Raw genomic sequence first — 12,793 nt, forward strand, 5'->3', positions numbered from 1 at the left:
ATTTGCGGCCTGCGGACGATCCTGTGATCTTTGCAGGCCGTGTTATTAATGCCATCAGATTTTTTTTAGGACAGGAAGAGTATTTTGACTACTGAAACTCATACTCTGAAGATTGAAGAGATTTTAGAGCTACTGCCGCACCGTTACCCATTTTTGCTGGTAGATCGCGTTCTTGATTTTGAAGAGCATAAATATCTGCGTGCAGTGAAAAACGTAACGGTCAATGAACCGTTTTTCCAGGGGCACTTCCCTGGTAAGCCGATTTTTCCAGGCGTCCTGATTCTGGAAGCGATGGCGCAAGCCACCGGTATTCTGGCGTTTAAAAGCGTGGGTAAACTGGAACCGGGCGAGCTGTACTATTTTGCTGGTATTGATGAAGCGCGCTTTAAGCGTCCTGTCGTACCTGGCGACCAGATGATTATGGAAGTCACATTTGAGAAAACCCGTCGTGGCCTGACACGCTTTAAAGGCGTGGCAACTGTTGACGGTAAAATTGTCTGCGAAGCTACCATGATGTGTGCCCGCAGCCGGGAGGCTTAATCCGTGATAGACCAAACCGCCGTAATCCATCCGAGTTCAATTGTTGAAGAGGGCGCCATTATTGGCGCTCGCGTCCATATTGGCCCATTTTGCTTTATTGGCGCTAACGTTGAAATTGGTGAAGGTACCGTACTGAAGTCCCATGTGGTGGTGAATGGCCACACGCGCATTGGTAAGGATAATGAGATTTATCAGTTCTCTTCGATTGGTGAAGTGAATCAGGATCTCAAATATGCCGGTGAACCTACGCGCGTGGAAATTGGCGATCGCAACCGCATTCGCGAAAGTGTGACTATCCATCGTGGCACCGCGCAGGGCGGCGACGTGACGAAAATTGGCAGTGATAACCTGCTGATGATTAACGCACATATCGCCCATGACTGCGTGATTGGCAACCGCTGTATTTTTGCCAATAACGCTACGCTTGGCGGCCATGTTACTGTTGATGACTTTGCCATTATTGGTGGCATGACGGCGGTGCATCAGTTCTGCACCATCGGCGCGCATGTGATGGTCGGCGGTTGTTCGGGCGTTGCTCAGGATGTTCCACCTTATGTTATTGCGCAGGGCAACCACGCAACGCCATTTGGCATCAACATCGAAGGGCTGAAACGTCGCGGCTTCAGCAAAGAAGCACTGCATGCGATTCGCAATGCTTATAAGTTGCTGTACCGCAGTGGCCGTACGCTGGATGAAGTGAAGCCTGAGATTGAAGCTATCGCCCGGCAACATCCTGAGGTGCAGCCATTCTACGATTTCTTTACGCGTTCAACGCGAGGTCTGATTCGTTAACTTATGCTAAAGCGTCCTTTAACGATTGCCCTGGTCGCCGGAGAAACCTCCGGCGATATTCTTGGTGCAGGTTTGATTCGCGCCCTGAAAGCGAAGCACCCTGATGCGCACTTTGTTGGTGTTGCAGGGCCGCTGATGCAGGCGGAAGGTTGTGAAGCCTGGTATGAGATGGAAGAGCTGGCGGTAATGGGCATCGTTGAGGTGCTTGAACGTCTGCCACGCTTGCTGAAGATCCGTCGCGATCTGACCCGTCGTTTTAGCGAACTGCGACCGGATGTTTTTGTTGGCATCGATGCGCCAGACTTTAACATCACCCTTGAAGGACGTTTAAAACAGCGCGGTATTCGCACTATTCATTACGTCAGCCCGTCAGTCTGGGCATGGCGACAAAAACGTGTTTTCAAAATTGGCAGATCGACCGATCTGGTGCTGGCATTTCTGCCGTTTGAAAAAGCGTTTTATGACCGATTTAATGTGCCTTGCCGCTTTATCGGCCACACGATGGCGGACGCCATGCCGCTGCAGCCGGATAAGCTGACTGCCCGTCAGACGTTAGAGATTGATGAAAATGCCCGCTGTCTGGCGCTGCTGCCGGGCAGTCGCGGAGCGGAAGTTGAGATGCTAAGCGCCGATTTCCTGAAAACGGCGCTGCTGCTGCGCGAAAAGTGGCCTGAGCTGGAAATTGTCGTGCCGCTGGTGAACGCTAAACGGCGCGAGCAGTTTGAGCGGATCAAAGCGGAAGTGGCACCGGATCTGCCGATGCATCTGCTTGATGGGCATGGCCGTGAGGCGATGGTCGCCAGTGATGCCGCACTGCTGGCGTCTGGTACTGCCGCGCTGGAGTGTATGCTGGCCAAGTGTCCGATGGTGGTGGGCTACCGCATGAAGCCGTTCACCTTCTGGCTGGCGGAACGGCTGGTGAAAACCGATTATGTCTCACTGCCGAACTTGCTGGCCGGTCGTGAGCTGGTGAAAGAGCTGTTGCAGAGCGAGTGTCAGCCGGCGTTGCTGGCGGCGGCGCTGGAACCGTTACTCTCCGGGGGGAAGGCGCGCGACGCACTGCTGGCGACCTTCCACGAATTGCACCATCAAATCCGCTGGAACGCGGATGAACAAGCGGCAGAAGCCGTGCTGGAGCTGGCAAATGTCTAATTTTATCTATCCACCGCTGGCAAGCTGTATTGCCGGCGTTGATGAAGTGGGTCGCGGGCCGCTGGTGGGCGCGGTCGTCACTGCCGCGGTGATCCTCGATCCGGCCAAACCGATTATCGGTTTGGCCGATTCGAAAAAACTGTCAGAAAAACGCCGTCTGGCGCTGTATGATCAGATCAAAGCCAATGCGCTGGCCTGGAGTGTCGGGCGCGCCGAGCCGGAAGAGATCGATCAGCTCAATATCCTGCATGCCACTATGCTGGCGATGCAGCGCGCGGTGGCGGGACTCGCTGTACTGCCGGATTATGTGCTGATTGACGGTAATCGCTGCCCGGCATTGCCGATGCCATCGCTGGCGGTGGTAAAAGGCGATAGTCTGGTGGCGGAGATCAGTGCGGCTTCTATTATTGCCAAGGTGACGCGCGATCGCGAAATGGCCGAGCTGGATAAAGAGTTTCCACAGTATGGTTTTGCCCAGCATAAAGGTTATCCGACCGCATTCCATCTGGCGCAACTGACGCAGCATGGCGCTACGGCACATCATCGCCGCAGTTTCGCCCCGGTGCGTAACGCGTTACTGGATGCGGAAGTCAGCAATGCACGGGAGCCGAAAGCGGCTCCCCTACAAATCCTGTAGGGGCGGCGTTAAGTATTAACCGGAGTTAACAGATCTATGGCTGAACCACGTTTTATTCACCTGCGCGTTCACAGCGACTACTCCATGATCGATGGACTCGCCAAGACTGCCCCATTGGTGAAAAAAACGGCGGCTATCGGTATGCCAGCGGTCGCTATAACTGACTTCACCAACCTTTGCGGTCTGGTGAAATTTTATGGCAGTGCGCACAGCGCTGGCGTTAAGCCGATCATCGGCGCTGACTTCCTTGTCTCCAGCGAACTGATGGGCGATGAGCTGAGCCATATCACCGTGCTGGCGGCCAATAACACCGGTTATCAGAACCTGACGCTGCTGATCTCGCGCGCCTATCAGCGTGGCTATGGCGCGGCGGGACCAGTTATCGACCGTGACTGGCTGATGGAGCTGCAGGAAGGACTGATTCTGCTCTCCGGTGGACGGCGCGGCGATGTTGGCAAAAGCCTGCTGCGCGGCAACACTGCGCTGGTCGCGCAGTGCCTGGCGTTCTATCAGCAGCATTTCCCCAATCGCTACTATCTGGAGTTAATCCGTACCGGACGCCCGGATGAAGAGAGCTATCTGCACGCGGCGGTCGAGCTGGCGATTGCCGAAGGGATCCCGGTGGTGGCGACCAATGAAGTCTGCTTTATTAACGCCGAAGATTTCGACGCCCATGAAATACGTGTGGCGATCCACGACGGTTTTACCCTTGATGACCCCAAACGCCCACGTAACTACAGCCCTCAGCAATATATGCGCAGTGAAGAGGAGATGTGCGAGCTGTTCTCGGACATCCCGGAAGCACTGGAAAACAGCGTAGAGATTGCTAAGCGTTGTAACGTCACCATTCGCCTTGGCGAGTACTTCCTGCCGCAGTTCCCGACCGGTGAAATGAGTACCGAAGATTTCCTCGTCATGAAATCGAAAGAGGGACTGGAAGAGCGTCTGGAATTTCTGTTCCCGGACCCTGAAGTACGCGTGGAAAAACGCCCGGAGTATGATGACCGTCTCGATATCGAGCTGAAAGTTATCAACCAGATGGGCTTCCCCGGTTACTTCCTGATCGTTATGGAGTTTATCCAGTGGTCGAAGGATAACGGGGTGCCGGTCGGTCCCGGACGTGGTTCCGGTGCTGGTTCGCTGGTGGCCTATGCGCTGAAAATTACCGACCTCGATCCGCTGGAGTTTGACCTGCTGTTCGAACGCTTCCTGAATCCGGAACGTGTATCGATGCCCGACTTTGACGTCGACTTCTGCATGGAAAAACGTGATCTGGTGATCGAGCACGTAGCTGACATGTATGGCCGCCAGGCGGTATCACAGATTATTACCTTCGGTACGATGGCGGCGAAAGCGGTAATCCGCGACGTGGGTCGTGTACTGGGGCATCCTTACGGTTTTGTTGATCGCATCTCGAAACTGGTGCCGCCCGATCCGGGCATGACGCTGGAAAAAGCCTTCCTTGCTGAGCCGCAGCTGCCGGAAATCTATGAGGCGGATGAAGAGGTCAAAGCGCTGATCGATATGGCGCGTAAGCTGGAAGGTGTGACGCGCAACGCCGGTAAACACGCCGGTGGTGTGGTGATCGCGCCAACTAAAATTACCGATTTTGCACCGCTCTATTGCGATGAGAACGGCAACCAGCCGGTCACCCAGTTTGATAAGAACGACGTTGAGTATGCCGGGCTGGTGAAGTTTGACTTCCTTGGCCTGCGTACGCTGACAATTATCGACTGGGCGTTGAAAATGATTAACGCCCGACGTGAAAAGCAGGGCGAGCCGCCAGTCGATATCGCCGCCATCCCGATGGATGACAAAAAAAGCTTCGATATGTTGCAACGCTCGGAAACCACTGCGGTATTCCAGCTTGAATCACGCGGCATGAAAGATCTGATTAAGCGCCTGAAACCTGACTGCTTTGAGGATATGATCGCGCTGGTGGCGCTGTTCCGTCCGGGGCCGTTGCAGTCGGGGATGGTGGATAACTTTATCGACCGTAAGCATGGTCGTGAAGCGATCTCCTATCCGGATATCCAGTGGCAGCATGAGTCGCTGAAACCGGTACTGGAGCCAACCTACGGCATCATCCTCTATCAGGAACAGGTGATGCAGATCGCCCAGGTGCTGGCCGGTTACAGCCTTGGCGGCGCGGATATGCTGCGTCGAGCGATGGGTAAAAAGAACCCGGTCGAGATGGCCAAGCAGCGCGGCGGTTTTGAAGATGGCGCCAAATCGCGCGGTATCGATGGCGAGCTGTCGGTAAAAATCTTTGACCTGGTGGAGAAATTCGCCGGTTACGGCTTTAACAAATCGCACTCCGCGGCCTATGCGCTGGTCTCGTACCAGACACTGTGGTTAAAAGCGCACTATCCGGCCGAGTTTATGGCGGCAGTAATGACCGCTGATATGGATAACACCGAGAAAGTGGTGTCGCTGGTGGATGAGTGCTGGCGCATGGGATTAAAAATCCTGCCGCCGGATATTAACTCCGGGCAGTATCACTTCCATGTGAACGGTGACGGTGAGATCGTGTACGGTATCGGCGCAATTAAAGGTGTCGGTGAAGGCCCGATTGAGGCGATTCTCGAAGCGCGTAACGAAGGTGGCTATTTCCGTGAGCTGTTTGACCTCTGCGCGCGCACCGATACCAAAAAGCTTAATCGCCGGGTGCTGGAAAAACTGATTATGTCCGGGGCGTTTGATCGCCTTGGACCGCACCGCGCTGCGCTGATGAGCGCCCTTGGCGACGCGCTGAAGGCCGCCGATCAACATGCCAAAGCCGAGGCGATCGGCCAGGCCGATATGTTTGGCGTCCTGGCGGACGCGCCGGAACAGGTTGAGAAATCCTATTCTGATGTCACGCCGTGGCCGGAACAAATTCAGCTGGACGGTGAGCGTGAAACCCTCGGGTTATATCTTACCGGCCATCCGATTAATCAGTACCTGAAAGAAATTGAGCGCTATGTTGGTGGATCGCGCCTGAAAGACATGCACCCGACCGATCGTGGTAAAGTTACCACGGCAGCCGGTCTGGTGGTGGCGGCCCGCGTAATGGTAACAAAACGCGGTAACCGTATTGGCATCTGCACGCTGGATGACCGTTCTGGCCGTCTGGAAGTGATGTTGTTCACAGATGCGTTAGATAAATACCAGCATATGCTGGAGAAAGACCGTATCCTGATCGTCAGCGGACAGGTCAGCTTTGATGACTTCAGTGGTGGCCTTAAGATGACCGCCCGCGAACTGATGGACATTGATGAAGCTCGCGAAAAATATGCGCGCGGGCTTGCTATCTCGCTGACGGACAGGCAAATTGATGACCAGCTTTTGAACCGTCTCCGTCAATCCCTGGAACCCCATCGTTCGGGAACCATTCCGGTGCATCTCTATTATCAGAGAGAAGATGCGCGGGCGAAGTTGCGCTTCGGCGCAGCATGGCGCGTGTCGCCCAACGATCGTTTACTTAACGATCTACGTTCGTTGGTAGGATCGGAGCAGGTGGAACTGGAGTTTGACTAAAACAGGAATATTATGAGTCTTAATTACCTGGATTTCGAACAGCCAATCGCAGAACTGGAAGCGAAGATTGATTCGCTTACTGCGGTTAGCCGTCAGGATGAAAAACTGGATATTAATCTGGATGAAGAAGTGCAGCGTCTGCGTGAGAAAAGCGTTGAACTGACACGTAAAATCTTCTCAGATTTGGGGGCATGGCAGATTGCGCAGTTAGCGCGTCATCCGCTGCGTCCATACACGCTGGACTATGTCCGTAACGTGTTTACCGACTTTGATGAGTTAGCTGGCGATCGTGCTTACGCAGATGATAAAGCGATTGTGGGTGGTATTGCTCGTCTGGACGGTCGTCCGGTGATGATCATTGGTCATCAGAAAGGCCGCGAAACCAAAGAGAAAATTCGTCGCAACTTCGGTATGCCGGCGCCAGAAGGCTATCGCAAAGCGCTGCGCCTGATGGAAATGGCCGAGCGTTTCAGGATGCCACTGCTGACCTTTATCGACACTCCGGGTGCCTACCCAGGCGTCGGTGCGGAAGAGCGTGGACAGTCTGAAGCGATTGCCCGTAACCTGCGTGAAATGTCAGGCCTGAAAATTCCGGTTATCTGCACCGTTATTGGTGAAGGTGGTTCCGGTGGCGCACTGGCAATTGGCGTTGGCGACAAAGTGAATATGCTGCAGTACAGCACCTATTCGGTGATTTCACCGGAGGGTTGTGCGTCAATTCTGTGGAAAAGCGCTGAAAAAGCGCCGCTGGCCGCTGAAGCGATGGGCATTATTGCACCACGTCTGAAAGAGCTGAAGCTGATCGATACGGTGATCCCGGAGCCGCTGGGTTCAGCGCACCGTGATCCACTCAAGATGGCTGAGAATTTAAAAGCTCAGCTGCTGGCCGATCTGGCCGATCTTGATGTGCTGAACACCGAGGAGCTGCTTAACCGTCGTTATCAGCGCCTGATGAATTACGGTTACGCATAACAGATGCAGCGATCTTTGTAGGGGCGGCTTCTCGCCGCCCAAGGGAGCCGAAAACGGCTCCCTTACATGTCGAAATGCCACTTACCCGTAACGGGCAAGTGGCATTTTTGTATGTCTGATCCTGTCTGATTCCCTTTCCGAATAGTCACCCTAAGAAACTGATTGCTGTCGCTTTTATCTGCGGATAAGATGCGGGTGCTTCTTGATAATAATAATCATTTTCTTTTAGGGGTTAATCATGCAATACCTGTGGAGTCGCGTCGCGGTGTTACTGACCGCACTGGCGCTGGCGCATAATGCGCTGGCTGCTCCCTTTGTGGTCGAAGATGTCAGTGGCCGTAAAGTCGAAATCAAATCCGAAGTAAAACGTATTATTTTAGGTGAAGGACGGCAGATCTATCTGCTGGCGGCTTTTGACACCGATGCGCCGTTCAAACGCGTGGTCGGCTGGCGCGACGATCTGCCTAAAGCGGATTTTGACAGCTACCAGATCTATGTAGCGAAATATCCGCAGATCACTCAATTACCGACCTTTGGCGGCGCCAAAGATGGCACCTTTAATGTCGAGCAGGCACTGACCCTGAAGCCGGATCTGGTGCTGATGAACCTGGAATCCAAAGCCGCTACCGACGAATCGAAATTAATCGAAAAGCTGGCCAGCGTCGGTATACCGGTGGTGTTTATTGATTTCCGCGAAAAGCCGTTTGAAAATGCGGAAAAGAGCATCCGGATTATGGGTCAGCTGGTGAATAAACCCGAACGCGCTCAGCAGATTATTGATTTCCGTCAGCAGCAGATCGATCTGGTGATCAACCGTCTGAAAGCGTACAAAGGCCCGCGGCCAAAAGTGATGATCGACCGCGCCGGTGGTTACACCGAAGAGTGCTGCATGTCATTTGGCGATGAAAACTTTGGTCGCATGGTGGAAGTGGCTGGCGGTGACAATATTGCTAAGGATTTGATCCCCGGCACTTTTGGCACCCTGAATCCGGAGCAGATTATCGCCGCGCGTCCTGATGTGGTGGTGGTGACCGGTGCGAACTGGAAAAACTATAACACCGCCAATGGCTGGGTTGGCGTGGGGCCGGGGGCGGATCAACAAGTCGCTATCCAGCGCTTACAGGCATTGATGGCGCGTTCGGCGTTTAAAACCCTGCCGGTGGCGACCAACGGTCACGCCCATGCCATCTGGCATCAGTTTTATGACAGCCCGTATCAGTTTGTCGCCATCCAGCAATTAGCCAAGTGGATGCATCCTGATCTGTTTAACGATCTCGATCCGGACAAGACATTCCGTGAGTTCCATCAGCGCTTTCTGCCAATCGATTATCAGCCTGGTTATTGGGTAACGCTACCGGCGGCGTACTAAGCCCGGATGTGGGGAACTCTTAGCATGGCGATCAGTCCATAAATTGCACTTAACGTATTCCATTAAAATGCCAATAGTCTGGGAGGATACCTGTTGGTGTCCCCCTATTTTGTATCATTTACGGCGGACTAAAATCAGCGAAATAAAGTAGGAAAATGCGTTTAGCGCTTGTAGTGTTGATGGTGATCTCAGCGGACATTACAACACAAACAGGATATCGCATAGCCATATGGGAGAATAATTATGCCTGATGACTTTAATATAGTGCCTCATGCACCTGGCAGGATAACTCAGAATTCTCCTTCACTGACTGGCCCCGGCATTCCGTCGTCGTCAATGCCTGTGGCGCAAGTGACTAATTCTTCTTTGCAATTAAGCTCTCTATCCGATCCATTATTTTCACCGTCTGCATCCTTATATCCGGCCTTGCAACAGCGCCCACTCTCACCCCCGGCATTACGCTATTTACCGCCCGACCCTCCACAATTCAGCACGTGGCGGGCTGAGGAAAGGTTCCCTCAGCAACAGCATTTTCTAACCGATACACTATCAAGTCCTCATAATATTGATGATAAGGCTATCACTTTATCTTCATTACAAGAGGCGTTACGTTCTTCAGGCAGTAAAAAAAAATCATCGATACATGATTATGCAAAAAAAAAGATCGCGGCTCGCAGCAATGTCAATGAAACCTTATGTTATATGCTTCATAGCATTGAACCCGAAAAGGGATTAGAGAGCAATCAGGCGCAGAGTTCAGAGGGCAGTAAATTATTTCTTGAATTGATAGAGACAGAAGCAAATAAAGGTGATGTTGATGCTGTATTTCGTCAGTTAGCCGCCCGGTGTAATAATGCCTCGCCACAGGCAATCAGCGTCAGACTTGAATTTTTTAAAGCTTTCTCGACGGAGATTATGCAACGACCCGCAGATACCCTTAAACTATTACTTCCTGTACTTGAAACTATTGGTTTACCTGACAAACTAGTACTCAGTATGATGACCAATAATGTGCTTAATTCTCTGGGGGAATCGGTTAAACATTATAATGATATTGCGACTTATTTATATACTTTGGCAAAAGTTATGCCATCAGAACAGGCTAAATCTTTTAATGAATCATTCTTGCAAGTAATAAATGGTATCTGTGAAAAAAACCAATCTGTACACTGGGTTTTTCCATTTATACTCAAGAAAATATTTAAAGAATTAGAAAATACACGCTTAACTGATGAAGCAGTACAAAATACACTAATGTATTATTATTCAAGGTTTGAAAATGCGGTGGATTCCTATCGCGGGAATTTTAAGAGGGTTAAAGAAACTATTGTTGAGATGTTGAGACCACTGATTCCCTGTACCCTAAATAATTTTAATGTTTATTTTAAGAAAATGATGTCTGCTGCGTCAGCGGATTTAAGGTTTAATATGACTATATCTGGCGCGCCACAAGACCGTGTGCTGACACATCTTTTACTAAATGCACTCGATTTTCCCGGCAGCTGGAGTGAGGATGTCATTAAGGCTTACAAAACGATCCTTTTGGAAAGGCCTAATGATGGTTGCGATTCAATGGCATTTATACACTTCCTTAACCTGGCGCAAATCAATTTATCGGTAGAATACAGTGTTAAAATTTTTGAAGAAATGTTTAATGCAAAAATAAAAAAAGTCGATCGATTAAATGCGTTATCCATGTATCAAGCGCAACTAATTTGCGAGGAATCTCGAGCTATGGATTTATTTAGTTGCGAAGAAGGAAGCGCGGTCAGAAATTTTATCACATATTGGAAATATTATCTCGATCTTAAAGAGAAGGGTATTAATGACCAGCAATGCCTGAAGATCGGTGAATCTGAACCCCCTCTTGTTGAGGAACAGTCAAAATGGCAAACCTTTCTTACTGATTATACATTTACCGGCGTGGTGTCATCAAAGATGGCAAATAAATGGTTGGAACGGAATGATTTTCTGGAAAATGTGGTATTTATAAACAATGATTTTGACAAAATTTTGACCGGTATGCTTGGTTCGTTATCAGGCAGTAAACATCAGTTAGCGGTTATCGACAGGATTGTCTCTGCCAACTTGAATAACAGTGAATCAGGCTATGATTTTTTAAACGATCGGTTAAAAGCAATAATTAATGATTTCAGCAAAAAAGAATCACCAGCGCCATACTTTAACCTGTTTGAAAATATTGCGCTTATCCAAATTAAATTGCTGGAAAAAGGGCATGGCACAAACGCTATGGCATTAATGGACGATATTGCGAATAGTCTGGCTCCGATCAGTGTTGCAAAAAATATTTCTGCACCATTAAAGATGTTGAACAGCCAGTTAGAAGCAGGGAAAATTAGTGATGATAATTACCTTTACCTTATTTCACGCACAATTGAAGCATCTTGTTATATTCGTCGGGATAAAGAAGAGGAAATCATACGGCCGTTTCTGGTGAATGCAGCTTACAGTGTAATGACGCGCAAGGGTAAAAAAAACGATTTTATACGCGAGTTTTCAAAGATAAAAACAGATCTACCCTATAAGCAGTCAGGATATAATAAATTTTTAGAACTTGGTAAAAAAACAATATTATCGCTTCAACATCGCGCTGGGCCGGTGACTACAGAAGAAGCCGATGAGCGTCAGGCTTTGGCCAGTTTTTTCACCAGCAATATTACTGGAATAGATATTTTTCGCCAGGCATGTATTGCTGCTGTTGGTGGGAAATCTGATGCGGAAGCAGGCATAAAAGTAAACATCGATTGGGTGATAAATCCTGGGAGTTTTTTTGCAGCTTCGACAAAAGTTCAGCATGCAATGTTGCTAACTTTTTCGCAGTTACAGCAGGATCCCGATAAATTTATTTTTTCATGCCTGACAATGGTCAGGGAGCAGTTGTCTGCGCCTGCAGTATCAACCTCAAATGTTGATCAATATATGCATTCTGTCCATTCGATACTGGCTTTATTGCGGGCAACCCCTCCTGTTTCTATTCATATGTTAGAAGAAATCTATAATCTCTATACAACAAGGCAAAATCTGCAGGGGAATAGGGTTGATGCGCTAAGTACCATTATACTAAACGATTTAAAAGCATTGCTCCGTGATTTTGATAAAGAATCGTTAGATAAACTATCTGAATCTTTAAGGTCTGTTACTTTAAAAGAAGCCAATTATAAAGCGATTTTTCCAGTATTTAAACCGGAGGGAAAAGTCTCCAGAGCAGATTCTTCCGATAGTAAAATACGCAAAAGATACCAAAATGTGCAACAGGACGATGCATCATCCGCAAGTGAAGTTGCTGCCGTCAGGCCCAAAGATAGATCATCTAAAACGGTACTGCGAAATGTATATATACGTGAAAGTGATAGTTTATCCATTTATGACATTGAACCTAAGTCTAAGGAACGGATTATCTCGCTGATGTGTGGAGAGAAATCACGTGCTTTACGTATTCACCGACTCGGCAATGTTAACAAAGCATCGCGTGTCTATGCGGTGGACAGCGTTTCAACTGAACCCCTGAATATTCAGGCAAAACATTCAGGAAGAACTGATTTAAGAATAATACTGCTTAAAGGAAGTAATAATAATTACATTTTACTTAGTGAGTATAATCATAAAGAAATTAATGCAATAATAAACAATTACCAATATTACACTAAGGAGGAAATAGATACGATAATAAATAATCCGCATGCAAAATGTCGTCGATTGCAGGCGAACGAACTTACAGATTTATAAAATTTTCTTTTTTTCACTGCATCGTGTCGATCCGCTATGCTTATCGCTGGCTATAAATTTACCAG

Annotated in this window: 8 protein-coding genes; all 8 read left to right on the forward strand. The window is 49.4% G+C overall.

The genetic code is table 11. The annotated features are described in order from the left end of the window. Nucleotides 1-84 precede the first annotated feature (84 nt). The 8 genes from fabZ to J2125_RS15720 all read left to right on the forward strand — a co-directional run bounded on the left by fabZ (nucleotide 85) and on the right by J2125_RS15720 (nucleotide 12,728). On the forward strand, nucleotides 85-540 hold the full coding sequence (gene fabZ, locus J2125_RS15685) for a 3-hydroxyacyl-ACP dehydratase FabZ (protein WP_017800351.1): 456 nt from the start codon (nucleotides 85-87) through the stop codon (nucleotides 538-540). A 3-nt stretch (nucleotides 541-543) separates the two neighbouring features. Beyond that, a complete protein-coding gene (gene lpxA / locus J2125_RS15690; RefSeq protein WP_017800350.1) occupies nucleotides 544-1,332 on the forward strand; it encodes an acyl-ACP--UDP-N-acetylglucosamine O-acyltransferase in 789 nt (262 codons plus the stop codon). Between the two features lie 3 nt (nucleotides 1,333-1,335). Continuing rightward, entirely contained in the window at nucleotides 1,336-2,484 is a 1,149-nt protein-coding gene (gene lpxB, locus J2125_RS15695; protein ID WP_017800349.1) for a lipid-A-disaccharide synthase, read from the forward strand. After that, nucleotides 2,477-3,121: a ribonuclease HII gene (gene rnhB / locus J2125_RS15700; protein WP_017800348.1), complete on the forward strand. Its 645-nt coding sequence runs from the start codon at nucleotides 2,477-2,479 to the stop codon at nucleotides 3,119-3,121. Before lpxB ends, rnhB begins: the two co-directional genes overlap by 8 nt. Nucleotides 3,122-3,157: 36 nt before the next feature. Beyond that, nucleotides 3,158-6,640 carry a DNA polymerase III subunit alpha gene (gene dnaE / locus J2125_RS15705; RefSeq protein WP_017800347.1) on the forward strand — a complete coding sequence of 1,161 codons (3,483 nt, stop codon included), beginning with the start codon at nucleotides 3,158-3,160 and terminating at the stop codon, nucleotides 6,638-6,640. A 12-nt stretch (nucleotides 6,641-6,652) separates the two neighbouring features. Further along, nucleotides 6,653-7,612, forward strand: a complete 960-nt coding sequence (gene accA / locus J2125_RS15710; RefSeq protein ID WP_017800346.1) for an acetyl-CoA carboxylase carboxyl transferase subunit alpha — start codon at nucleotides 6,653-6,655, stop codon at nucleotides 7,610-7,612. Between the two features lie 238 nt (nucleotides 7,613-7,850). Continuing rightward, nucleotides 7,851-8,981, forward strand: a complete 1,131-nt coding sequence (locus J2125_RS15715; RefSeq protein WP_017800345.1) for an ABC transporter substrate-binding protein — start codon at nucleotides 7,851-7,853, stop codon at nucleotides 8,979-8,981. Between the two features lie 243 nt (nucleotides 8,982-9,224). Further along, complete coding sequence (locus J2125_RS15720) at nucleotides 9,225-12,728, forward strand: hypothetical protein (RefSeq protein WP_157819436.1); 3,504 nt, start codon at nucleotides 9,225-9,227, stop codon at nucleotides 12,726-12,728. The last annotated feature ends 65 nt before the right edge of the window (nucleotides 12,729-12,793 follow it).

This window comes from Winslowiella toletana, from assembly GCF_017875465.1.
Lineage (GTDB): Bacteria > Pseudomonadota > Gammaproteobacteria > Enterobacterales > Enterobacteriaceae > Erwinia > Erwinia toletana.

Bases quoted from the DNA above. Each gene is read 5' to 3' on its own strand.
- lpxB (WP_017800349.1), top strand. From the start codon at position 1,336: ATGCTAAAGCGTCCTTTAACGATTGCCCTGGTCGCCGGAGAAACCTCC.
- rnhB (WP_017800348.1), top strand. From the start codon at position 2,477: ATGTCTAATTTTATCTATCCACCGCTGGCAAGCTGTATTGCCGGCGTT.
- dnaE (WP_017800347.1), top strand. From the start codon at position 3,158: ATGGCTGAACCACGTTTTATTCACCTGCGCGTTCACAGCGACTACTCC.
- accA (WP_017800346.1), top strand. From the start codon at position 6,653: ATGAGTCTTAATTACCTGGATTTCGAACAGCCAATCGCAGAACTGGAA.
- J2125_RS15715 (WP_017800345.1), top strand. From the start codon at position 7,851: ATGCAATACCTGTGGAGTCGCGTCGCGGTGTTACTGACCGCACTGGCG.
- J2125_RS15720 (WP_157819436.1), top strand. From the start codon at position 9,225: ATGCCTGATGACTTTAATATAGTGCCTCATGCACCTGGCAGGATAACT.